Source organism: Rubrivivax sp. JA1055, from assembly GCF_020966565.1.
Classification (GTDB): domain Bacteria; phylum Pseudomonadota; class Gammaproteobacteria; order Burkholderiales; family Burkholderiaceae_C; genus Rubrivivax; species Rubrivivax benzoatilyticus.
In genome coordinates this window covers 284,804-308,059 of sequence record NZ_JAJKFP010000006.1, presented here as the reverse complement: position 1 = coordinate 308,059, position 23,256 = coordinate 284,804, and the positions used below count along the sequence as shown (strand labels likewise).

Annotated in this window: 23 protein-coding genes; 8 read left to right on the top strand and 15 right to left on the bottom strand. The window is 70.3% G+C overall.

The genetic code is table 11. The features are described 5' to 3' along the window. Positions 1-143 precede the first annotated feature (143 nt). The 8 genes from LOC65_RS10860 to LOC65_RS10825 all read left to right on the top strand — a co-directional run bounded on the left by LOC65_RS10860 (position 144) and on the right by LOC65_RS10825 (position 10,037). Positions 144-701 (top strand): iron transporter, encoded by a 558-nt coding sequence (locus LOC65_RS10860; RefSeq protein WP_009855243.1) that lies wholly within the window; start codon positions 144-146, stop codon positions 699-701. A 3-nt stretch (positions 702-704) separates the two neighbouring features. Further along, a complete protein-coding gene (locus LOC65_RS10855) occupies positions 705-2,216 on the top strand; it encodes a carbohydrate porin (protein ID WP_230247491.1) in 1,512 nt (503 codons plus the stop codon). Positions 2,217-2,221: 5 nt separating this feature from the next. Further along, positions 2,222-2,563, top strand: a complete 342-nt coding sequence (locus LOC65_RS10850; protein ID WP_230247490.1) for a cupredoxin domain-containing protein — start codon at positions 2,222-2,224, stop codon at positions 2,561-2,563. A 28-nt stretch (positions 2,564-2,591) separates the two neighbouring features. Then, complete coding sequence (locus tag LOC65_RS10845; RefSeq protein ID WP_230247489.1) at positions 2,592-3,416, top strand: FTR1 family protein; 825 nt, start codon at positions 2,592-2,594, stop codon at positions 3,414-3,416. A 23-nt stretch (positions 3,417-3,439) separates the two neighbouring features. After that, positions 3,440-4,804, top strand: a complete 1,365-nt coding sequence (locus tag LOC65_RS10840) for a 4Fe-4S binding protein (protein WP_230248283.1) — start codon at positions 3,440-3,442, stop codon at positions 4,802-4,804. A 113-nt stretch (positions 4,805-4,917) separates the two neighbouring features. Beyond that, a complete protein-coding gene (gene treS / locus LOC65_RS10835) occupies positions 4,918-8,316 on the top strand; it encodes a maltose alpha-D-glucosyltransferase (RefSeq protein WP_405048246.1) in 3,399 nt (1,132 codons plus the stop codon). Positions 8,317-8,329: 13 nt separating this feature from the next. Further along, positions 8,330-9,013 carry a mechanosensitive ion channel family protein gene (locus tag LOC65_RS10830; protein ID WP_009856817.1) on the top strand — a complete coding sequence of 228 codons (684 nt, stop codon included), beginning with the start codon at positions 8,330-8,332 and terminating at the stop codon, positions 9,011-9,013. Positions 9,014-9,095: 82 nt separating this feature from the next. Further along, positions 9,096-10,037 carry an alpha/beta fold hydrolase gene (locus tag LOC65_RS10825; RefSeq protein WP_230247487.1) on the top strand — a complete coding sequence of 314 codons (942 nt, stop codon included), beginning with the start codon at positions 9,096-9,098 and terminating at the stop codon, positions 10,035-10,037. Between the two features lie 31 nt (positions 10,038-10,068). Here LOC65_RS10825 and ccmI read toward each other — a convergent pair whose 3' ends face one another. The 15 genes from ccmI to LOC65_RS10750 all read right to left on the bottom strand — a co-directional run bounded on the left by ccmI (position 10,069) and on the right by LOC65_RS10750 (position 21,974). Then, positions 10,069-11,277, bottom strand: coding sequence for a c-type cytochrome biogenesis protein CcmI (ccmI, locus tag LOC65_RS10820; RefSeq protein ID WP_230247486.1), 1,209 nt, complete (start codon positions 11,275-11,277; stop codon positions 10,069-10,071). Continuing rightward, positions 11,249-11,722 carry a cytochrome c-type biogenesis protein gene (locus LOC65_RS10815; protein ID WP_230247485.1) on the bottom strand — a complete coding sequence of 158 codons (474 nt, stop codon included), beginning with the start codon at positions 11,720-11,722 and terminating at the stop codon, positions 11,249-11,251. The genes ccmI and LOC65_RS10815 overlap by 29 nt, the downstream gene beginning before the upstream one ends. Next, positions 11,715-12,239 (bottom strand): DsbE family thiol:disulfide interchange protein, encoded by a 525-nt coding sequence (locus LOC65_RS10810; RefSeq protein WP_009855717.1) that lies wholly within the window; start codon positions 12,237-12,239, stop codon positions 11,715-11,717. Before LOC65_RS10810 ends, LOC65_RS10815 begins: the two co-directional genes overlap by 8 nt. Beyond that, positions 12,236-14,224: a heme lyase CcmF/NrfE family subunit gene (locus LOC65_RS10805; protein WP_230247484.1), complete on the bottom strand. Its 1,989-nt coding sequence runs from the start codon at positions 14,222-14,224 to the stop codon at positions 12,236-12,238. Before LOC65_RS10805 ends, LOC65_RS10810 begins: the two co-directional genes overlap by 4 nt. After that, complete coding sequence (ccmE, locus tag LOC65_RS10800; RefSeq protein WP_009855719.1) at positions 14,221-14,682, bottom strand: cytochrome c maturation protein CcmE; 462 nt, start codon at positions 14,680-14,682, stop codon at positions 14,221-14,223. The genes LOC65_RS10805 and ccmE overlap by 4 nt, the downstream gene beginning before the upstream one ends. Further along, complete coding sequence (ccmD, locus tag LOC65_RS10795; protein ID WP_009855720.1) at positions 14,679-14,843, bottom strand: heme exporter protein CcmD; 165 nt, start codon at positions 14,841-14,843, stop codon at positions 14,679-14,681. The genes ccmE and ccmD overlap by 4 nt, the downstream gene beginning before the upstream one ends. 10 nt (positions 14,844-14,853) lie before the next feature. Then, positions 14,854-15,597 (bottom strand): heme ABC transporter permease CcmC, encoded by a 744-nt coding sequence (gene ccmC / locus LOC65_RS10790; RefSeq protein ID WP_009855721.1) that lies wholly within the window; start codon positions 15,595-15,597, stop codon positions 14,854-14,856. A gap of 11 nt (positions 15,598-15,608) precedes the next feature. Beyond that, complete coding sequence (gene ccmB / locus LOC65_RS10785; protein WP_230247483.1) at positions 15,609-16,277, bottom strand: heme exporter protein CcmB; 669 nt, start codon at positions 16,275-16,277, stop codon at positions 15,609-15,611. 335 nt (positions 16,278-16,612) lie between these two features. Then, positions 16,613-17,302: a cytochrome c biogenesis heme-transporting ATPase CcmA gene (gene ccmA, locus LOC65_RS10780; protein ID WP_230247482.1), complete on the bottom strand. Its 690-nt coding sequence runs from the start codon at positions 17,300-17,302 to the stop codon at positions 16,613-16,615. A gap of 67 nt (positions 17,303-17,369) precedes the next feature. After that, a complete protein-coding gene (locus LOC65_RS10775; protein ID WP_009855724.1) occupies positions 17,370-17,654 on the bottom strand; it encodes a chaperone modulator CbpM in 285 nt (94 codons plus the stop codon). Continuing rightward, complete coding sequence (locus LOC65_RS10770) at positions 17,651-18,634, bottom strand: DnaJ C-terminal domain-containing protein (protein WP_230247481.1); 984 nt, start codon at positions 18,632-18,634, stop codon at positions 17,651-17,653. The genes LOC65_RS10775 and LOC65_RS10770 overlap by 4 nt, the downstream gene beginning before the upstream one ends. 74 nt (positions 18,635-18,708) lie before the next feature. After that, positions 18,709-19,152, bottom strand: a complete 444-nt coding sequence (locus tag LOC65_RS10765) for a type II toxin-antitoxin system HigA family antitoxin (RefSeq protein WP_230247480.1) — start codon at positions 19,150-19,152, stop codon at positions 18,709-18,711. A gap of 382 nt (positions 19,153-19,534) precedes the next feature. Continuing rightward, on the bottom strand, positions 19,535-20,023 hold the full coding sequence (locus tag LOC65_RS10760) for an excalibur calcium-binding domain-containing protein (protein WP_230248282.1): 489 nt from the start codon (positions 20,021-20,023) through the stop codon (positions 19,535-19,537). 65 nt (positions 20,024-20,088) lie between these two features. Then, positions 20,089-20,700, bottom strand: a complete 612-nt coding sequence (locus LOC65_RS10755; RefSeq protein WP_230247479.1) for a hypothetical protein — start codon at positions 20,698-20,700, stop codon at positions 20,089-20,091. A gap of 146 nt (positions 20,701-20,846) precedes the next feature. Next, on the bottom strand, positions 20,847-21,974 hold the full coding sequence (locus LOC65_RS10750; RefSeq protein ID WP_230247478.1) for a hypothetical protein: 1,128 nt from the start codon (positions 21,972-21,974) through the stop codon (positions 20,847-20,849). Positions 21,975-23,256: the final 1,282 nt, after the last annotated feature.

The following is a 23,256-nucleotide window of genomic DNA, read 5'->3' as shown; positions in this document are numbered from 1 at the left end:
CCGGCCGAATCCCCCGCCCCGCCAGGCCCATTCATTGACAGCCGTCAACGGCTCCGGTTGACGCGACGCGGAACCCTCGGCAGTATCGGCAATGTTGTTGCGAACTACTCGCATTTGCATTGTCCATAACCGAGAGTCCTTCGATGAAACCGTCCCACTGGGGTGCCGCCCTCGCCATCGCCGCGGCCTGCTTCACCACCTCCGCCTACGCGCTCGAGTACCCGATCGGCACGCCGCAGAACCTGGCCGGCATGGAGATCGCCGCCGTCTACCTGCAGCCGATCGACATGGAACCCGAAGGCCACATGCGCAAGGCCTCGGAGTCGGACATCCACATCGAGGCCGACATCCACGCGCTGGCCAACAACGCCAACGGCTACCCCGAGGGCTTCTGGATCCCCTACCTGCTGATCAAGTACGAGATCACGAAGATCGGCGGCTCGGGCGCGCCGATCACCGGCGACATGATGGCCATGGTCGCCAGCGACGGCCCGCACTACGGCGACAACGTCAAGCTGCAGGGCCCGGGCAAGTACAAGGTCAAGTACACGGTCTACCCGCCCAACGCCAAGGAGAACCCGGCGTCGCCGCTGTACGGCCGCCACACCGACCGCGAGACCGGCGTGCGCCCCTGGTTCAAGCCGTTCACCGTCGAGTGGGACTTCACCTACGCCGGCATCGGCAAGAAGGGCGGGTACTGAACCATGTCCACCCTGCCCCCGAGACACGGGTTCGTGTTGCGCAACGCCCGGCTCGTCGCCGCGCTGACGCTGGCCGGCCTGGCCGGCGGCGCGCAGGCCGCCGGCAGCGAGATCGAGCAGCTCAAGGCCCAGCTGCGTGAGCTGGCCGCACGCTTCGGCCAGCTCGAGCAGCGCAACCAGGAGCTCGAGAAGAAGGTCGGCGAGCTGAGTGCCACGGCTCCCAAGGCGGCGCCGATCGAGGCCCGCGTCAAGGCGCTGGAAGACGCCCAGGCGGCAACCGACCAGGCGCTGCTGACCGACCGCCTGAGCGAGAACGAGCCCGAGCTCGTGACGCGGCTGAAGGCCGTCGAGACGCAGACGCTGGCGATGCAGAAGCCGGTGCGCCAGATCGAGGCGCTGGAAGGCATCACCGTCGAAGGCGGCCTGGTCGCGGTGGCGCAGCGCGTCAACGGCGCCGGCACCGACAGCGGCCAGCGCGAGTCGCGGCTGAACTACCGCGGCGACATCGAGGTCACGCTGCCCGGCGGCGAGATCGGCCAGGCCGAGGGCACGATCTACGCCCAGCTGCGTTTCGGCCAGGGCGAAGGCGTCGCGCTGCGCCCGACCTACACCAGCACGACGAACTCGTCGACCTTCCAGGTCGCCGGCGTCAACGACCCCGACTCCTCGTTCGCGGTGCTGGCCCAGGCCTGGTACCAGCTGAACGTGCCGCTGCCCTTCGACGGCTACAAGGCGTATTCGCGCCAGCGCCTGGAGTTCACGGTCGGCAAGATGGACCCGTTCGTCTTCTTCGACCAGAACGCGGCGGCCGACGACGAGACGGCGTTCTTCCTGAACAACGCCTTCGTGCACAACCCGCTGCTCGACTCGGGCGGCGACGCCGGGGTCGACGCCTACGGCTTCACGCCGGGTTTCCGGGCCGCCTACGTCAACGAACAGGACAAGGCGGGGGTCTGGAGCGCGTCGCTGGCGGTGTTCGGCTCGGGCCCGGCGACCAGCTTCTCCGGCTCGCTGGGCAAACCCTTCGTCATCGGCCAGCTCGAGTACTCGACACGCTTCTTCGACGGCCTGCCGGGCAACTACCGGCTCTACGCCTGGCGCAATGGCCGCGCCACCGACCTGGACGGCCACGAGCAGGCGCACGGCGGCTGGGGCCTGTCGATCGACCAGCGTGTGACCGACGACCTGACGCTGTTCGGCCGCTTCGGCAACCGCAGCTCGGGCACGGCGAGCTTCGACCGCGCGCTGACGCTGGGCGGCGAACTCTCGGGCGGTGCCTGGGGCCGCGCCTCCGACGGCCTGGGCCTGGCCGCCGGCCTGCTGCGCACCAGCGACGACTACCGCCGCGTCAGCACGTCGCGCGGCAACGAACGCGTCGCCGAGATCTACTACCGCTACCACGTCAACGAGCAGATCGCGCTGACGCCGGACTTCCAGTGGATCTCGCGTCCGGGCGGCGACGACGGCGCCGGCGACGTCAAGGCCTTCGGCCTGCGCGCCACGCTCGGGTTCTGAGCGCCGTGGCCGCCCGCGTCTCGCGCCGTGCGGCCCTGGCCGCGGTGCTCGCCCTCGGGGCGGGTGCCGCGGCCGCCCAGGGCCTGGCCACCTACCCCGTCGTCATCCAGAACGGCCGCATCGAACCGGCGCGCCTGGAGGTGCCGGCGGGCGTGAAGATCAAGCTGACGATCCGGAACGAGGGCCCCGGCCCGTCGGAGTTCGAGAACCTGGACCTGCGGGTCGAGAAGGTGCTCGGCCCCGGCGCCAGCTCCTTCGTCGTCATCCACCCGCTGCGCCCCGGCAGCTACCACTTCATCGACGAGTTCCACCTGGACCAGCCGGGCATGACGCTCGTCGCGAAATGACGCTCCACACGGAGCACGAAACGTCCTCATGTTGAATGCCCTGATCGTCGTCTGGCGCGAGAGCCTCGAGGCGATGCTCGTCATCGGCGTGCTGCTGGCCTGGATCTCGCGCCAGAGCGAGCCCGCGCCGCTGCGCCGCGGGCTGTGGCTGGGTGCCGGCGGCGGCCTGCTGCTGGCCGCGGCGCTGGGCGCCGCCACCTTCCTGGTGCAGAGCGAACTCGAAGGCCAGGCGCTGGAGGTCTTCCAGGTCGTGATGGTCTTCACCGCCGCCGCGCTGATCGTGCAGATGGTGCTGTGGATGCGCCGCCACGGCCGCGGCATGAAACGCGAACTGGAACGCCAGGCCGGCCAGGCCTCGGGCGCGCTCGGGGTCGGCCTGGTCACCGCGTTCGCCGTCGCCCGCGAAGGCGCCGAGACCGTGGTCTTCCTCTACGGCCTGGGGCTGGAGTCGGGGGGGTCGGCGCTCGCCGCCAACGCCGCGGCCGCGGCGGCCGGTTTCGTGCTCGCCGCCGCCACCGCCGCGCTGATCGCGCGTGGCGCGCGTTTCCTCAGCTACCGCGTGCTGTTCGGGATCAGCGAAGTGCTGCTGCTGCTGATCGCCGCCGCGCTGCTGGCCGGCGGCCTGGACCGCATGATCGGCATGGACTGGATCCCGCCGCTGGTCGACCCGGTCTGGGATAGTTCCGCCCTTCTCGACGACGGCCGCGGCATCGGCCGCGTGCTCGCCGACTTTCTCGGTTACCGCGCGCGGCCGTCGGCGACGGTGCTGATCGGCTACCTGGTGTTCTGGAGCGCGACGATCTGGGCACTGCGGCGCAGCGCCGCGCCGCGCGGCCCAGGCGCGCACGGATGACCGCCGCCGTCCCGATCCGCTTCATGCCCCGGCCGCGCAAGACGCGGCTGGCGCGCATCGGCGACGCGCTGCGCCGCCACCGCCGGGCGGTGCTGGCCGTCCAGTGGTTCGTCGTCGCGTTCTATGCGGCGCTGGTCGTCGCGCCGGTGTTCCTGCCGCTGCCGCCGACGGGCGCGAGCATCGTCTCCAACCTGACGCTGGCGGCGCAGTTCGCGTTCTGGGGCCTGTGGTGGCCGGGCGTGATCCTCAGCACGGCGCTGTTCGGCCGCGTCTGGTGCGGCGTGTTCTGCCCCGAAGGCGCGGTGACCGAGTACGCCAGCCGCCACGGCCTGGGCCGCACCATCCCGCGCTGGGTGCGCTGGAGCGGCTGGCCGGTCGTGGCCTTCGTCTGCACCACGGTCTACGGCCAGCTCGTCAGCGTCTACCAGTACGCGGCGCCGGCGCTGCTGATCCTCGGCGGCTCGACCGTGCTGGCCGCCGCCGTCGGTTTCGTCTGGGGGCGCGAGAAACGCGTCTGGTGCCGCTACCTGTGCCCCGTCAGCGGCGTCTTCGCGCTGCTGGCCAAGATCGCGCCCTTGCACTACCGCGTCGACGAAGCCGCGTGGAAGGCCTACCCGGGCCGCCCGCCGCGCGTGGACTGCGCGCCGCTGGTCGACCTGCGCCACATGACCGGCGCCTCCGACTGCCACGCCTGCGGGCGCTGCAGCGGCCACCGCGACGCGATCGAGTTCGCGGCGCGTTCGCCGAGCCAGGAGGTGCTGGCGGCGGCGCCGTCGCGCAACGACCGCGCGCTGGCGCTGCTGCTGGTCTTCGGCACGCTGGGCGTGGCCGTCGGTGCCTTCCAGTGGAGCGTGAGCCCCTGGTTCACCGCGGCGCGCCAGGCCGCGGCCACCTGGCTGATCGACCACGACGCCTTCTTGCTGCTGCAGGACAACGCGCCGTGGTGGCTGCTGACCCACTACCCCGAGGTCAACGACGCCTTCACCTGGCTCGACGGGCTGCTGGTCTGCGGCTACATCGGCGCCTACACGCTCATCACCGGCGTGCTCGGCTGGGCGGCGCTGCGCGGCGCGGCGCGGCTGGCCGGCGGCATCGGCTGGGCCGCGCTGGCGATGGGCCTGGTGCCGATCGCCGGCGCCGGGCTGTTCCTCGGCCTGTCGATGACGACGCTGACCCAGCTGCGTGCCGAAGGCTGGGTGCCGCCGGGCGTGTCCGGCGCGCGGGCGCTGCTGCTCGCCGGCGCGGCGCTGTGGTCGCTGTGGCTGGGCTGGAAGCTCGTGGCGCGCGGCGGCGCCGGCTGGACCAACCGGCTGGCCGCGACGGCGCTCTACACGCTGCCGGCGGCCCTGGCCGTGGCGAGCTGGTGGCTGATCTTCTGGGGCTGGTGACCCGCGCCCGAGCGCCGGCCGCGACGCCGCGACGCGGGCGCCGAAGCCCCCTCCCCCGCCGGAGGATTTCGCCCGCGGCACGGTGATCGGTTACGGTCCCCGGCGGGCTGCGCATGAGGCCCGATGCCGCCGCCACCACGAGGACCATGAAGGGCGAAGACCTCACCGCCATCAACGCCACCCGGCCCCAGACGCCGGACGACGCCACCGCACCCGCGCACGACCCGCTGTGGTTCAAGGACGCGGTCATCTACGAGCTGCACGTCAAGTCCTTCGCCGACGGCAACGGCGACGGCATCGGCGACTTCGCCGGCCTGATCTCCAAGCTCGACTACGTGCGCGACCTCGGCGTCAACACGATCTGGCTGCTGCCCTTCTACCCGTCGCCGCTGCGCGACGACGGCTACGACGTCGCCGACTTCATGGCCGTCAACCCGGCCTACGGCACGCCGGCCGACGTCGCGCGTGTGGTCGCCGAGGCGCATGCACGCGGGCTGCGTGTCATCACCGAGCTGGTCGTCAACCACACCTCGGACCAGCACCCGTGGTTCCAGCGTGCACGCCGGGCGCCGCGCGGCTCGCCGGAGCGCGACTTCTACGTCTGGAGCGACGACCCGACGAAGTACGCCGGCACGCGCATCATCTTCACCGACACCGAGAAGTCGAACTGGACCTGGGACGAGGTCGCCGGCCAGTACTTCTGGCACCGCTTCTTCAGCCACCAGCCCGACCTGAACTTCGACAACCCCGCGGTGCGCGAGGCGGTGTTCGGGATCATGGAGTTCTGGCTCGAGCAGGGCGTCGACGGCTTCCGCCTCGACGCCATCCCCTACCTCGTCGAACGCGAGGGCACGAGCAACGAGAACCTGCGCGAGACGCACGAGGTCATCAAGGAGATCCGACAGCGCCTGGACGCCCGGTACCCCGGCAAGCTGCTGCTCGCCGAGGCCAACATGTGGCCCGAGGACGTGCGCGAGTACTTCGGCGACGACGACGAGTGCCACATGGCGTACCACTTCCCGCTGATGCCGCGCATGTACATGGCCATCGCGCAGGAGGACCGCCACCCCGTCGTCGAGATCCTGCAGCAGACGCCCGACATCTCGCCGCAGTGCCAGTGGGCGATCTTCCTGCGCAACCATGACGAGCTGACGCTCGAGATGGTGACCAGCCGCGAGCGCGACTACATGTACTCGATGTACGCCGCCGACCCGCGCGCGCGGCTGAACCTCGGCATCCGCCGGCGCCTGGCGCCGCTGCTGGAAAACGACGCCGAGCGCATCAAGCTGATGAACAGCCTGCTGCTGTCGATGCCGGGCTCGCCGGTGCTGTACTACGGCGACGAGATCGGCATGGGCGACAACATCTTCCTCGGCGACCGCGACGGCGTGCGCACGCCGATGCAGTGGACCAGCGACCGCAACGGCGGCTTCTCGCGCGCCGACCCGCAGCGCCTGGTGCTGCCCGCCATCCAGGACCCGGTCTACGGCTTCGAGGCGGTCAACGTCGAGGCCCAGAGCCGCGACGCCTCGTCGCTGCTGAACTGGACGCGGCGCATGCTGGCCATCCGCCGCTCGACCCAGGTCTTCGGCCGCGGCCGCATCACGATGCTGCACCCCGGCAACCGCAAGGTGCTGGCCTATCTGCGCGAGCTGGGCGACGAGGTCGTGCTCTGCGTCGCCAACCTCGGCCGAGCACCGCAGCCGGTGGAGCTGGACCTGTCGCGCTTCAAGGGCCGGGTGCCGGTCGAGATGGGCGCGCACACCGCGTTCCCGCCGGTCGGCGAGCTGCCCTACCTGCTGACGCTGGCGGGCCACGGCTTCTTCTGGTTCCGCCTGGCCACCGACGCCGCGCCACCGGACTGGCACGCCGACCGCCGCCCGGTCGAGCACCTGCCGGTGCTGGTGATGTTCGACGGCTGGAACAGCTTCTTCCGCGACCGTGTCGTGCCCTGGCGCATCGCGCTGGCCGGCAAGACGCTGACCCAGCTCGAGGACGAGCTGCTGCCGCCGCATCTGGCACGCCAGCGCTGGTTCGACGCCGGCGAGGCGCCGGCGCAGGCGCGCATCGCCGGCCACGCGACGCTGGCCCAGGCCGGGCGCGAATGGCTGCTGGCGCTGGTCGACACACGCGGCCCGCACGAGGACGCACGCTGGTTCTCGCCGCTGGCCGTGGCCTGGGAGGACGACGAGGCCGACGAGGCCCGCATCGGCCAGCTGGCGCCGGCGGCGCTGGCCAAGGCGCGCATGCAGGCGCGCATCGGCCTGCTCGGCGACGCCGGCGGCGACGAGGCCTTCTGCCGGGCGCTGGTGGCCGCGGTGGCCGCCGGGCGCAGCCTGCCGGCCGCCGGCGGCGGCCAGATCCGCTTCGTCGCGCTGCGCGGCTTCGACGCCGAGGCCGTCACCGCCGAACTCGACACGCTGCCGGTGCGCGCCGTGCCGCAGGGCCGCAACACGACGCTGCAGCTCGGCGACCGGCTGTTCGTCAAGCTGCTGCGGCGGCTGCGTCCCGGCGTCAACGTCGAGGTCGAGATGGGCCGCCACCTGCGCGAGGTGGCGCAGTTCGACAACGCCGTCGTGCCGGTCGGCCATGTCGAGCACGTCGCGGCCGACGGCACGGTGTCGACGCTGGCCGTGCTGCAGCCCTGGGTGGTGCACCAGGGCGACGCCTGGGACCTCGCGCTGACCCAGCTCTGCCGCCACCTGGAACGCAGCACGCCGGCCCCGGGTGACCCGGACGGCGCCGCCGAGGGCGGGCTGCTGGCGCGTGTGCGCGCGCTCGCCGAGCGTGTCGCCGCGCTGCACGCGGCGCTGGCGCTGCGCCGCGGCGACCCGGCCTTCGACCCCGAACCGCTGCAGCCCGAGGACCTGAAACGCTGGGCTGCGACGACGACCCGGCTCGCCCAGGCCACGCTGGCGCTGCTGGCCGATGCCGCGCCGCGCCTGCCCGCCACGCAGCAGCCGCTGGCCCGGCGCCTGTCCGCGGCCGCGCCCCGGCTGCGCGACCGGCTCGCCGCCTGCACCGCGCACGGCGCCGGCGGCCCCAAGATCCGCATCCACGGCGCGCTGCGGCTGCAGGAAGTGCTGCTGGTGCACGAGGACTTCGTCATCGCCGACTTCGAGGGCGACACCACGCTGGCCGCCGCCGAGCGCCGCGAGCGGCGCTCGCCGCTGCGCGACGTCGCCGGGCTGCTGCAGTCGCTGGAACTGGTGCGCGTGGCGGCGCTGCAGCGCGGCGCGCACGGCGAGGCCGAGCAGCGGCGCCGCGAGGCCCTGGCCGAGACCTGGGCGTCGACGCTGCGCCAGACCTTCGTCGAGACCTACGCCGGACGTGCGCTGGCGCTGGGCCTGGTCGCCGGCCGCGACGCCTTCGACGGCCCGGCCTCGACGCTCGCGCTGTTCGAGATCGACGCCGCGCTGCGCGAGCTGCACGACGAACTGCGGCGCCGCCCGGCCGGCGCCACCGCCCCGCTAGCCGCGCTGGCGACGCTGGCCCGGCTGCTGGGCCCGTAGACGGAGACCTCCCATGGACACGCTGGACCTCGCCATCGAACCGCTGCGCACGCTGCTCGCGCAGGCCGGCGCCTTCCTGCCGCGGCTGGGCATCGCGCTGGCCATCGCGGTGGCCGGCTGGCTGCTCGCCAAGGCCGCACGCTACGCCACCGGCCGCGCGCTGAAGGCGCTGAACTTCCACGTGCTGACCGAGCGCGCCGGCTTCGACGGCTTCCTGCAGCAGGGCGGCACCGACAAGACGACCAGCGACCTGTTCGCGCTGATCGTCTTCTGGCTGGTGCTGCTGGGCGCGCTGGTCGTGGCCTTCAACGGCCTCGGGCTGGCGCAGGTGACCGAGCTGCTGTCGCGTGTGCTGCTGTTCCTGCCGCGGCTGCTGGTGGCGCTGCTGGTGCTGGTCTTCGGGCTGTACTTCGCGCGTTTCGTCGGCCAGTCGGTGCTCGCCTGGTGCCGCACGGCGGGCATCGGCGACGCCGAGATCCTGGCGCGCATCGTCCAGTACGCGATCGTCACCTTCGTGCTGCTGATCGCCATCGACCACCTCGACATCGGCGGCGGCCTGGTGCAGCAGACCTTCCTGATCCTGCTGACCGGGGTCGTGTTCGCGCTCGCGCTGGCCTTCGGCATCGGCGGGCGCGACCGTGCGGCGGCGCTGATCGAGCACTGGTTCCCGCGCCGCGACGACCCCCGCAGGCGTTGAGGATTCACGCGAGCCCCTGTCCTACACGGGGCTGCGCACCGGGCCGACCACGCGACATCGCGCTTGCGGCGACGATGTCGACATGGACTCACACCGCCCGCCCCTCTCCGCCGCCCCGCACGCCCCGCTGCTGCCGGCTCTGGCCGGCGAGCAGCACACGCTGGGGGACCTCGGCTACTACGTCGCCGGCCGCGGCCGGCCGCTGCTGCTGGTGCACAGCGTCAACGCCGCCGGCTCGGCGGCCGACGTGCGGCCGATCTTCGACCACGCCTGCCGCGAACGCACGGTCTTCGCGCTCGACCTGCCGGGCTTCGGCAGCAGCCAACGCAGCGACCGCGACTACACGCCGCGGCTGATGACCGACGCCGTGCTGGCGATGCTGGCGCCGATCCGCGAGCGCTGCGGCGCCCAGCCCGTGGACGTGCTGGGCGTGTCGCTGGGCTGCGAGTTCGTCGCCCGCGCCGCGCTGGAGGCGCCCGAGGCCTTCGGCCGCGTGGCGCTGGTCAGCCCCACCGGCTTCAGCGGCCGGCGCACGCTGCGCGGGCCGCAAGGCAGCACGCTGGCCATGCCCTGGCTGCACCGGCTGCTGTCGGCGAAGCTCTGGTCGGACCCGCTGTACCGGCTGCTGACACGCCCCGGCGTCGTGCGCTACTTCCTCGAGCGCACCTGGGGCAGCAAGGGCATCGACGAGACGCTGTGGGCCTACTGCGTGGCCACCGCGCGCCAGCCCGGCGCCCGCTTCGCGCCGCTGGCCTTCCTGGCCGGCAAGCTGTTCAGCGCCGACATCCAGCGGGTCTACGAGGCGCTGCCGCAGCCGGTCTGGGCCAGCCACGGCGTGCTCGGCGACTTCACCGACTATCGCGCGATGTCCATCGTCAACGGCAAGCCGAACTGGCGCTTCAGCGTCTACCCGACCGGCGCGCTGCCGTTCTTCGAGCTGCCGCGGCCGTTCCTCAACGACCTCGACGCCTTCCTCGCGGCCGGCAGCCCGGCCGCGCCGCGGCCGGTGCTCGAGGCGGTCTGATCTTCGGGCCCGCCGGCGGCGGGCCCCGGTCTCACTTGACGACGTCGCCGATGACGATGCGCACGCCGTTGGCGCCGACGGCCACCGGCTCGCTGAAGCCCTGCAGGTCGCCCGGCTGAGGCATCGCGTCGCCGGTCTTGCTGACGCGCACGCCGACGATCACGCGCTTCTGCGCCGACAGCAGCATCTCCTGCGTCATCGCCTGGCTGTCGTCGAGCGTGAACTCGAACGGCAGCTCGCCGGCGGTGCGCTTGACGATCGCCAGCGGCATGCGCGAGCCGTCGGCCGGCCGCGCGAAGACGAAGACCGTGTCGCCGGACGCGACACGCTCGCGCAGCGCCGGCGCCAGCTCCACGCGGCCGCTGACGCGGCCGTTGGCCGCCGCCACCGCGGCCCCGCTGGCCGGCACGGCCGGCGCCTGCGGGGCGGCCTGGGCCAGCGGCGCGGCCGGTGCCATGCCGCCGCGGCGTCGGGCCTCGTCCACCGCGCCCTGCAGCTGCTGCGCGAACTCGCCCGACGGGCCGGCGGCCTGGATCGCCTGCTCCCACAGCTGCACCGCACGCGGGTACTGCTCGCGGTTGAAGGCGATCGTGCCGCCCAGCGCCAGCGCCTTGACGTTCTTCGGGTCGGCCTTCAGCGCCTGGGCGATCAGCTTCTCGGGTTCGCCGTCGAGCGAGCGGTTGTTGACCATGCCGATCGCGTCGGCCAGGTCGGCCAGCGCCTGGGCGTCGCCGGGCTTGAGCTCGGCGACCTTGCGGTAGGCCTTCAGCGCCACGTCGGCACGGCCGAGCGCGGCATAGGTGCGGCCGAGCATCTGCCAGGCCTGCACGTCGCCGGGCTCCTGCTTCAGCCGCTCCTCGAGCGCGCCGACCAGGGCCTCGATCTGCTGCTGGCTGGGCGCGCCGTCGCCGGTCGCGGCCGCCTGCTCGCGCTGCGCCGGGTCGGGCGGGCCGACCTTCCAGCCGGGCCAGTCGCCGTGCACCGCGTAGCCGGCAGCACCGGCGACGAGCACGAAGGCGGCGACCGCCAGCGACAGCCGGCGCGGCACGCGGGGCTGGGGCGGCTCGGGCGGCGTGGCCGCCGCCGCGCCCTGCGCGGTGACGGCGGCGACGATGCGGCGTTCCAGGTCTTCGCGGGCGCTGCGCGCGGCATCGCCGGTCAGCACTCCCTGGCGGCCCAGTTCGTCCAGCTCCGCGAGCTGGCGCTTGAGCTCATCGAGGGAGGCGGGGTTCGTCATCATCGTCGGGGGTGTCGGGGTCGAAGGCCTCGGGCGCGGCACGCTGGCGCCGGCGCAAGGTGATGAACAGGGCCGCCAGCGCCAGCACCAGCAGCACCGGCGGGCCGACCCAGAGCAGCGCGGTCTCGGGCTTGAACGGGGGCTTGTAGAGCACGAAGTCGCCGTAGCGCTCGGTCATGTAGCTGCGGATGTCGTCCTCGCTCATGCCCTTGTGCAGCATCTCGCGCATCTGCTGGCGCAGGTCGACGGCGAGGTCGGCGTGCGACGCGGCGATGGTCTCGTTCTGGCAGACCAGGCAGCGCAGTTCCTCGGCGAGCTTGATCATGCGCGCCTCGACGACCGGGTCCTCGGCGACCGGCGGCGCCTCGGCAGCGAAGGCGGCGAGGCTGGCCGAGCAGGCCAGTGCGAGCGCGACGCGGCGCGCCCAGGTGGTGAAGCGCTCAGCCATTGAGTTTCCTCACCAGCGGTTCGATCGTGTCGCGCAGCGCCTCGGGCGTCACCGGGCCGATGTGCTTGTAGCGGATGACCCCGGCCTTGTCGACGACGAAGGTCTCGGGCACGCCGTAGACGCCGAAGTCGATGCCGATGCGGCCGTCGCGGTCGACGAAGGACGCCGTGTACGGGTCGCCCAGGCGCTGCAGCCACTGCTTGGCGGCCCCCGGCTCGTCCTTGTAGTTCAGGCCGTACAGCGGCACCGAGGCGCGCTTGGCCCAGTCGACGAGCACCGGGTGCTCCTCGCGGCAGGCGGTGCACCACGAGGCCCAGACGTTGAGCACCCAGACCTTGCCGACCATGTCCTGCTTGCCCAGGCTGCGCTCGGGCTCGTGCAGCAGCGTCGTGCGGAACTCGGGCGCCGGCTTGTCGATCAGCGGCGACGGCACCTCGCGCGGGTTCAGGCCCAGGCCGACGCCGAGGAAGCCGACGAGGACGAGGAAGGCCAGCAGCGGCCAGAGGAAACGGTTCATGCGAGGCTCTCGGCGGAAGCGGAACGCGGCGCGCCGGCCACGGCCGTCTGGCGCACGCGGTAGCGGCGGTCGGCCGCGGCGAGCAGGCCGCCGAGCATCATCAGCAGGCAGCCGCCCCAGATCCAGGAGACGAAGGGCTTGTAGTGCACGCGCACGACCCAGGCGCCACCCTCGATCTGCTCACCCATCGACACGTACAGGTCGCGCCAGAGGTTGCCGTGCACGGCGGCCTCGGTCATCGGCATCTGCTGCACGCGGTAGATGCGCTTCTCGGGCGCCAGCGAGCCGACCGGCTCGCCGTCGCGGGTGATGTCGATGACACCCTGCGCGGCGATGTAGTTCGGGCCCTGGACCTCGCGCACCTCCTTCATCGTGAAGGTGTAGCCGCCGACGGTCGTCGTGTCGCCGGGGGCCATCTTCACGTCGCGCTCGGTCTCGTAGGTGTTGACCATCGCGACGCCGAAGGCGAAGACGCCGACGCCCAGGTGGGCGATCATCATCCCGGCCATCGCGCGCGGGATCAGGCGCAGCCGGTGCAGCAGCTGCCCGGCCTGGCCGCCGGCCGGCCACAGCCGCTGGCGCAGGTCGACCAGCGTCGCGAACAGGATCCAGTAGGCCATCGCCAGGCCGCCGGTGGTGGCCGCGGTGATGCGCCCCGCGGCCCAGCCGGTGGCCAGCGCCGCGCCCAGCGTGAAGACCAGCGGCAGCACCATGCGGCGCAGCAGCGGGCCGGCCTCGTCACGCTTCCAGCGCGTCAGCGGGCCGATGCCCAGCACCAGCACCAGCGGCGCCATCAGCAGGCCGAAGACGGTGTCGAAGTACGGCGGGCCGACCGAGATCTTGCCCATGCCCAGCGCGTCGAGGAACAGCGGGTACAGCGTGCCCAGCAGCACCGCGCCGGTGGCCACCGTCAGCACCATGTTGTTGACCAGCAGCATCGACTCGCGCGACATCAGCCCGAAACGCTGCCCCAGGCCGACCTTGGGCGCACGCCAGGCGAACAGCGCCAGCGACGCGCCGATGACGATCACCAGGAAGGCCAGGATGAACAGGCCGCGGCGCGGGTCGGTGGCGAAGGCGTGCACCGACGACAGCACGCCCGAGCGCACGAGGAAGGTGCCCAGCAGCGACAGCGAGAACGCGGTGATCGCCAGCCACACCGTCCAGACCTTGAAGCTGCCGCGCTTCTCGGTCACCGCCAGCGAGTGGATCAGCGCCGTGCCGACCAGCCAGGGCATGAACGAGGCGTTCTCGACCGGGTCCCAGAACCACCAGCCGCCCCAACCCAGCTCGTTGTAGGCCCACCAGGAGCCCAGCGCGATGCCGAAGGTCAGGAAGATCCAGGCCCAGGTCGTCCAGGGCCGCGTCCAGCGCGCCCAGCCGGCGTCGAGGTTGCCGCCGAGCAGCGCCGCGATCGCGAACGCGAAGGCCACCGAGAACCCGACGTAGCCCATGTAGAGCATCGGCGGGTGGAAGATCATGCCCGGGTCCTGCAGCAGCGGGTTCAGGTCGCGGCCGTCGATGGCCGCCGGGATCAGGCGGTCGAACGGGTTGCTGGTCAGCAGCATGAACAGCAGGAAGCCCGCGGCCACCAGCCCCATCACGCCCAGGATGCGGGCCACGAAGGGCAGCGGCAGCGAGCGGCTGAACATCGCCACCGCCACCGTCCAGCCGACGAGCATCAGCACCCACAGCAGCAGCGAGCCCTCGTGGCCGCCCCAGACCGCGGCGACCTGGTAGATCACCGGCAGCGCCGAGTTGGAGTTCTGCGCGACGTAGACGACCGAGAAGTCGTGGCGCAGGAATGACACCGTCAGCAGCACGTAGGCGGCAAACACCAGCAGCGCCAGCCAGGCCGACAGCGGCCGCGCCAGCGCCATCCATTCGCCGCGGTCCTTGTGGGCGCCGACGATCGGCAGCACGCCCAGTGCCAGCGAGACGGCGAGCGCGAAGAACAGCAGCAGGTGGCCGAGCTCTGGGATCACTTGGAGTCTCCGGTGGCCAGCGTGTCGGCGCTGTGCTTCATCTTCTCGGCACGCTGCACGGCGTCGGCGGCCTCGGGCGGCATGTAGTTCTCGTCGTGCTTGGCCAGCACCTCGCGCGCGGTGAACACGCCGTCGGCACCGAGCTGGCCCTGGGCGACGACGCCCTTGCCTTCCTTGAACAGGTCGGGCAGCACGCCCTCGAAGCGCACCGGCACATCCTTGGCGGTGTCGGTGACGACGAAACGCACCGTGACGCCGTCACGCACCACGCTGCCTTCGCGCACCATGCCGCCGATGCGGAAGGTGCGGCCCTCGGGCGCCTCCTTCGTCGCGACCTGGGTCGGCGTGTAGAAGAACACGAGGTTGCTGTTGAAGGCGTTGAGCACCAGCCCGGCGGCGACGCCGACGGCGGCCAGCACCCCGACCGCGATCGCGGCGCGTTTGTGGCGCGGCTTCATTGTTCGCCCCCGTCACGCGCGGCGGCGAAGGCCTTGCGCCGGCGGCGCTCGGCGAAGTGCGACTCGGCCAGCATCACCGCCAGCGTCACGCCGTAAGAGCCCCAGACGTAGAGGCCGTAGCCGCCCATCTGCAGGAAGTCTTCCCAGGAGTTCCAGTACATCAGTCAACCCTCACCGTGCGCCGGTCAGCGAGCGGACCCAGTCGGTGTCCGACTCCTGCTCCAGCACGATCGCGCGGGCGCGCGTGAACACGACGGCGAAACTGTAGGCCCAGCAGGCCACCGTCATCAGCAGCATCGCCACCAGCATGGTCGTGGCCATCTTGGGTGCGGCGGTCATGCTGATGGTGGCGCCCTGGTGCAGCGTGTTCCACCACTTCACCGAGAAATAGATGATCGGCACGTTGACCGCGCCGACGATGGCCAGCAGCGCGCCGGCGTTGGCCGCGCGGCGGGCGTCGTCGATGGCCTCGGTCAGCGCGATGTAGCCGAAGTACAGCAGCAGCAGGATGAACTCGGACGTCAGGCGCGCGTCCCAGACCCACCAGGTGCCCCAGGTCGGCTTGCCCCACAGCGCGCCGGTCCACAGCGCGAGGAAGGTGAACATCGCGCCGGTGGGCGCCAGCGCCCGGGCGTACATCGACGCCATGCGCGCGTTCATGGCCCAGCCGACGGCGGCGAAGAAGGCCATGACGAGGTAGATCAGCATCGACATCCAGGCCGCCGGCACGTGGATGAAGATGATCCGGTAGGCGTCGCCCTGCTGGAAGTCGGTGGGCGCGATGCCGAAGCCGACGTACAGGCCGGCGATGGTGAACAGCACCGTCACCGCCCAGCACCAGGGCACGAGGCGCCCGGCCATCGAATAGAAGCGCGAAGGCGCGGAAAAGGTCGACCAGCGCAGGCGTTGGGTCATGGTCCGGAGGGTCAGTCGAGCGAGATGCGCAGCGCCGCGGCGGTGGCCGGCGGCGCGCCGAGCGCGGTGAGGATCAGCACCGCGCCGAGCAGGGAGAAGTGAGCTGCGGGCGACAGGCCGCTTTCGACCGCGCCGACGGCGCCGGTGCCGAAGATCAGCGTCGGCACCGTCAGCGGCAGCACGAGCAGGAAGACGAGCGCGGCACCGCTGCGCAGGCCCAGCGTCAGCGCGGCACCCACCGCACCCAGCAGGCTCAGCACCGGCGTGCCGACGAGCAGCGTCGCGGTCAGCGCGGCGATGGCCGCGCCGTTCATGTCGAAGAGCAGGCCGATCAGCGGCGCGGCGATCACGAGCGGCAGGCCGGTCGTCAGCCAGTGCGCCAGCACCTTGCCGGTGACCAGCATCACCAGCGGCTGCGGCGCCAGCAGCATCTGCTCGAGCGAGCCGTCCTGGTGGTCGGACGCGAACATCTGCGTCACCGACAGCATCGCCGCCAGCAGCGCGCAGACCCAGACGACGCCGGGGCCGATCTGGCGCAGGGTCTGCGGCTCGGGGCCGACGCCGATCGGGAACAGCGACGCGGCGACGATGAAGAAGCCCAGCGGCAGCAGCGCCTCGATGCGCCGACGCCCGGCAAGCAGCAGGTCGCGCTGCGTGGTGGCCAGCAACACGGAACTCATGCTCGGGAGCGACGGAGGTGACGGAACATGAGGCTCATGCGCTGAGGACGGGCGATTGTAAGGAGGCGTTGGGACACCGGAACCACGCGGCCTCACCCGGGAAAAGGCGTTTGCGCGGCACGCGCCGGGGTGTGGCCTGCGGGGCGTGTCCGCCACGCCAGGCCGCCACGGGGCGCAGGGGGCGGGAGCAGGCGTTCACGGAGGGGGTTTTCAGGTGGTGTCTCGGCCCCGGAGCGCTGGCGCGGCTGGCGCGGACACCCCGATCTGGACTGAGTCCAGACCTTAACCGTGCCGCAGCCGCCGCGCCGCGATCTTCGCGGCTTTCTTGATGTTTGTCAGACGGTCACGCGGCCGCGGCGAGCGCTCTGCACGCGGCGCGTTTCCAGGTCGTATTCCACCGCGCCGGCGAGCTCGACGACCTGGTGGCTGGTCAACAGCACCGCACCGCCGCGTGCGGCGTGCGCCAGCAGCAGCGCCGACAGCCGCGCCGTGCTCTGCGCGTCCAGCGCGTCATACGGCTCGTCGAGGATCCAGGTGCGCGCACGTTCGTCCAGCGCCAGCCGCGCCAGCGCGCCGCGGCGGCGCTGGCCTTGCGACAGCGTGCGCACCGCGGCCGCCCGGCGGTCGGCGAGACCCGCCTGCTCCAGCGCCGCGGCGGCACGTTCGCTGGCGTCGGCCACGCCGCCCAGGCGGCCCAGGAACGCCAGCGACTCGCCCAGCGTCAGGTCGTCCTTCAGCGCGTTGGCGTGGCCGATGTAGAGCACCGCCTCGCGGGCGGCGGCGCCGGCTTCGCGCACCGGGCGGCCGTTCCACAGCAGTTCGCCCGCTTCGGGCGTCGACAGCCCGGCGAGGATGCGCATCAGACTGGTCTTGCCGCTGCCGTTGGTGCCGCGCAGCCAGGTGATGCTGCCGGGCTTCAGCTGGATGTCGACGCCTTCGAACAGCAGCCGGCGCCCGCGCCGGCAGGCGAGCGCGCGCCCTTCGAGGCCGGTGCCCGGCGAGGTGGTGGTGGGGGTGTCGGCCACGGCGGTGATCAGCGGTTGCCGGCGAGCGCCGGCGGCGCGCGATTCTGTCACGCGCCGTGTCGCACCTTCACCGAATCCGGCGGCGCAGCCGGGCGATCTCATCTTCCAGGTCGGCCACCAGCGCCGCCAGCTCGGGCACGGCGTCGAACTCGCGCTCCAGCAGCGCCATGCGGCGCACGCGGCGCAGCGCGACGGCGTCGAAACGCCAGTCGCCACGGCCGCCGCCGGCCGGCCGCACGAAGCCGGCCTCGATGCGTTCGGCCACCCAACCCGGCGCCACCGGCGCGGCGCGGCAGAGTTCGTCCAGGGTCAGCAGCGCCTCGTCGAGCAGGCGCAGCGTGTCGTCGCTCATCGCTCGTCTCCACCACGGCGTTCGGCTTCGGCGGCAGCCACCTTGCGCGCGTCGAAGTCGGGCAGCGCCTGCGCCATGCGTTCGTACAGCGCACGCGCCCGCGGGTCCAGGCCGCTGGGCAGCACGACACGCACGACGAGGTCCAGGTCGCCCAGCGGCGAGCCCGGCAGGCCGCGGCCGCGCAGCGTGAGGCGCTGACCCGCTTGCGCGCCGGCCGGCACCCGCACCTGCAGCGTGCTGCCGTCGGGCAGCGCCACCGGCACCACGCCGCCCAGCGCCGCCTCCCAGGGCGCGACCGGCAGCTCGCCGACGAGGTCGGCACCGTCCACTCGCCAGCGCGGGTGCTCGTGCAGCGCCACTTCGAGGAACAGGTCGCCCGGCGGCTGGCCCGGCCCGCCCTGCCCGGCCAGGCGCACCAGCCGGCCCGGGCGCACGCCGGGCGGCAGCGTCACCTCGAGCGTGCGTTCGCCGAGCACGACGTGGCCGTCGGGCCCCAGCTGCGGCTGACGCAGCGAGACGCGGTGCACGCCGCCGCGCAGCGCGGCTTCGAGGTCGAGCACGATCTTGGCGTGGTGGTCCTCGCCGCGCATCGCGCTGCTGCGGCCATGGCGGGCGGCGCCACGCGGCATGCCGGCGCGGCCGAAGAGCTGCTCGAAGAAGTCGCTGAAGTCGCCGCCGAACTCGGCGCCGCCGCCCGGCGCGCGGCCCTGGAACTCGAAGCCGGCGTCCCAGTCGGGCGGCGGCGTGAAACGTTCGCCGGCCTGACGGCCGCGGCCGAGTTGGTCGTAGGCGGCGCGGCGTTCGGGGTCGGACAGCACGGCGTAGGCCTCGTTGACCTCGCTCATGCGCGCCGCCGCGTCGGGCGCCTTGCTGACGTCCGGGTGGTACTGCCGCGCGAGCTTGCGGTAGGCCTTCTTGACCGCGTCCTGCGTCGCGTCGCGGGCCACGCCCAGCACCTGGTAATAGTCCTTGAACTCCACCGTGTGATGCCTCCGAGCCCGCAGATGGCGGCGGCAGGCGGCCGATTCAAGAGCCGGCCGGCGGCCGAAACACGCTACCGAGGCACCGGGACGGCCTTGGCACGGCGCCGGGACACCGGTGTTCGCCTGGCCGAAGGCCCCCGCCCGCCGGCCGGCACACGCTGGCTCAGCAGCACGTCACCCGAGATCTGCAGGTCCGAGCGGAGCCGCTTCATCATCGACAGCGTCAGCGGCCGGGTGCGGTTCAAGACCTCGTAGACACGGTTGGTGGCACCGATCATCGGCACCAGATCCTGGACCGTCAGCCCCTGCTGCTCCATCCGGAACTTGATGGCTTCGATGGGGTCCGGCGGCTCGATCGGGTGGCGGGCGCTTTCGTAGGCGTTCAGCAGCGTCAGCAGGACCTCGAAGCGGTCCCCTTCCGGCGTGCCGCGCGCCGGCGGCTGGTCGAAGAAGGCCGACGCGGCGGCCAACGCATCCTGGTAGTCCGCTTCGGTACGGATGGGCTTGATCTCCATGTTCACTCCATCTCGACGGTGGCGGCGTCGACAGCGTCGTACTGCTGACGCGTGCCGACGATTCTGATCGAGCGCTGCGGCGCCGAGGCGTGACTTGGGCCTCGCCTTCTCGACGCATTGAGTTGGAGTGATTGGATTGCTGTGGACGGGATGGCCGTTAGGACCCGTATCGCTCTTCTTTTCAGGGTCGCCGTTGCTGGTGACGCGGCATGCCGCCATCGGCGCGAGAGCCGGCCACCGGGGCGTGTCCCTCCGTTCATGTCCCCCGGGCGGGCTGCGCCCGCCCTCCTCCTAATACTTCTCTGCGGGACACGCCCCGGCGACCGGCTCCGGTGCGGTGGAGGGGCGCAGGCGGACGGCGTGCCGGCTTCGGTTCAGCGCATCAGCGGCTGCACCACTGCGCTTCACACGGGACGCCGTCGTGGTTGCCGTCCATCTTCACGCCTGGACAGTGCTCGAGGAAGAACTTGGCCTCCTCGCACGAGTGCATCTGCGAGCAGTACGTGCGCCCGTCGCAGCTGAACCGGGACGACGTGGCGGCCGGCAGTGGGGCGGTCTCGGTGCGGGATTTGGCCGCCGCCGCGCGGCGCGCCTTCTCGGCGGCGTTCAGCTCCTCGATCGTCGGGTCCTTGCGCGGCTGCGTCGAAGGGCACGGCGCCTGTTGGTAGGTGACGGTGCCGTTGATGATGCACTTGTTCATCGACGCCGCGTCAGCGGCGGGGGCGGCCGTGACGATCGTCACCGCAGCCACGACGAGGCACAGCCACGAGGGAACCGCCAAGCGCGGACGAGGCCGTCGGCTCCGCTCGACCCTGTAGCTGGTCCACCTGACGAGCCGCCCGGCGCTCGCGATCGCGGTCTTCACACCCATGCTCATGAAAAAACTGTCCTGGTGATCGATGGGAGACGAGGCATCCCGATGTGTCGGCGCGAAGCCTAGCAACCCAGCTGGATGAAACGCTGACGCATCTCCAACAGCAGTTGTTGAACCAACGGCAGCGCATCGCGCGACGCATGCCGCTCGCGCTCCTGCATGGTGGGAATGTCCTCGTCCAGTTGCCGGCACTGGCGCTGAGCCGATGGCGGCAGCCCGAGCCGCTTCGCATCGACTTTGAGCTGTTTGGCATCCTTGCCGGTCGCCGGCCGGAATGCCTCGGCGAACTCCTCGTGGAAGCGCTCCTTGCGCACATCGGCGCCGGTCTGCACCCGACCGGAAGAGGCATCCAGGCCTCTGGTCGGCTCGACATCCACCTTCTTCGCACCGAGGCACGGCGAATCCGAATAGCTGACGTTGCCATTGATCTCGCATCGAAACACGTCGCGGGACGGGGCGGGGAGCTTCTGCGCCTGCGCCGCGGTGGCGCCAAGGGCGGCGGCAATGCACAGAACGAAGCGTATAGCCATGGAATCCGGGCTGAATCGAATCTGTGTTGGGTACGTCGGTGAACAGCACTGGCATTCACGGCCCCGACCTGATTGGTATTCCGCATGCAATGGCGCCCGGGATGCCGACCTTGCTGCGCGAAACAGCGCGGCGATACCGAACATCACCCAGCCTTCAACCAAGACCTCGTCAGAATTGCTGACATGGCGGGACGGATGGTCGGGTTAACAGGCCTATCGGGATTGACACAACAGCCGCGAACCACTTCGCAGCTCACCGCTCGCTGCGTTCGGTTGGAAGATGCAACGCGTCATTGCGGCTTGCCGATAAGCCCTGTCTTTGCGGCTCCTGCTGCGGCATCGGCGAGTTCTCCTGCTGGGCTCACGGTCAGGCGATGCCTGTCGTAAATTCGACCCGGAGGGCTTCCAATCGTTTCGAGGGTGTCTTGGCAAAGCTGGGATAGAGGCGATCCCTCTGATACGTCTTCGCCAATTTTTGCCATCTGTCTCTGGAAACCCAAGAAGGACGCCGCGATCGCCGCCTTGTACCCGTAGTCCTCTTCCAGTCTCTTGGAGAGCGCGGCTTCGCGACTGGCATGCAGCGCGAGCCAGATCAGAGCTCCGGCGATTGGCAAACGTGCAATCCAAAGCCTTGCCAGTTCATCCCAGCCAAGGACCGAGTTGCCCTTGTACACGTTGTAGAGACCAGAAATCGCAAGGATTACAAGGCAGGCGACGGATCCGACAAATAGCCATTGCCAACGTCTTGAAGGCTGGAGAAAAGTCTTCCTTCGATCATCAAAGGCGTGCGCAAGTCCTGCGGCTGTTGCCCCAGGCAGAAGGCCGGTGATTGTTTGAAGTTGATCTTCAGACTGTTTCCGCAGGTCGACTAGGGCGGCTTCGTACTCGGCGAGTTTCTTTTCTATGTTGTCAGATCGATCCGCAAGCTTCTTGGTTACTGAGGAAGCCTCTGCAGCCGTTTCCTGCAACTCTGCCACGGTGTCAGCCGCGTTCTGAACGGAGGCCTTCTGCGCTCGAATCTCTGCGAGGAGTTCTGAAGCGACATCAACAGCCGACTGCGCCCTTCGCTTGTGGCCATCCGCCTCTGTTGCTGATTGAATTGCAGCAGTTTGGACGCGATCGAGTTCTGCACGAATCTTGTCCGCATGCTCTTGTGCGTTTTGAATGTGCGCAGACTTTGTCGCAATGACGGCCTGCTCATCCGCGATTTGAGTCCGAATCGCAATGGCTGCCGTTGCCGCCGCCTGCGCTTCCGCGAGCCTCACCTGAAGTGCACTTGCAAGTTCGACCGCACCTGTGCGGATTAGATCAACCTCAGACAGATGCTGCCGAAGACCAGCAATCGTCGACTGGGCTGATTGAAGCTCAAGCCGTAGCGCGTCAACGGTTGCCGCAACTTCTGGTGATTGGTCGTCCACCGGACTCCCCCTAAAATCTGCTTGAATTGATGTGCAACTTTTTGAATGAGCCAGCCGCCAACCGCCGGCGATGCCGGTATGGCACCCAAAAATTAAAGGGACGCTCTATATCATCCCACCTGCCCGAGGCTATCCCTCAGACAAGGACAGCAGCCTCGAAAGTCGATGAGGTTGCAAAATCTCATACTCCACACGGCTGGCGCAAGGAGATGTTCGTGACGATTGTTTTTATAGGCATCGATCTGGCCAATGACGCATTTTCCTGCACGACATCGAAGAGCACAGCAAAATCGCACTGGCGCACCCCGCCCTGCACCGCGACTCGTCTTGGTCGACAGACGAAATACCCTTTTAGTTTGACGTGAGCGGCCGCCGTAGAGGCTTAGCCGCGAAGGAAGACAATCACAGCTTGCGAACGACCCTTATAGGAGAAATTTTAGGAGAAGTTACCACTTCTTCGCGAAATTGCTTTTCACAACAGTGGAAATATATGAATTCAAGCCCCACCCTTGCGCAGCCAAGGCTTTCATCCGATCAACCATAGCCTTCCCAGGCCGAGCATGGTTGTAGAGGTAGTTACGGTGCGCCCCAGACTTAAATACAACGTGAATTGAATCGTCAGCGGACTCGTATGAGGCCACATTCGAGTTTCCATTGAGGTTTTTGTAAGGCGTCATGATTCCTCCTGAAATCGATTAATCCAACCTGTTATAGACAAAGCGTGGACACCGCGCGATACCGTCGATGCTCGCGTAGCAGGAGCCTTCGACCGAAGGTTCAAGCTCTTGTCTTGCTTGAGATTCCATCGCCGAGCATCCAGCTACACGGGCGTAAAAATTACGCCCAAAGCGGCGCCGGTTACAGATCATTCTGAGCCCTCCCCACCGTGCCCGCCAAGCCCATCGCCCACCGTTGAGGGGAGTTCGCTCACACCAAGCAAACAAACCCAGCCCCGCCCTGCCGCGGACGTCGGGTGGCCGGTGTAGGGAAGTATTAGGAGGAGGCCCGGCGCAGCCGGGCCGGGGGACATGACCGGAACCGGCCACCCGACGTCCGCGGCATACAGCGAGCGCCAGCGTGCAACCAGCCGCACACCAACAACTGCGCCAGATCAAATCCACACAGCCGCACCACCCAAACACGGTCCCCAAAGCGCCAACAAGAAGCCGCTACACGCGCAACGAAGCGCCGAACAAGCCCCCTCTTGAAAGCCCGAACCCCGACCCCTAACTGACCCGTACAGCCAGCGGCGGCACCCACAACCAGCCCCGCCGGCCGCAAC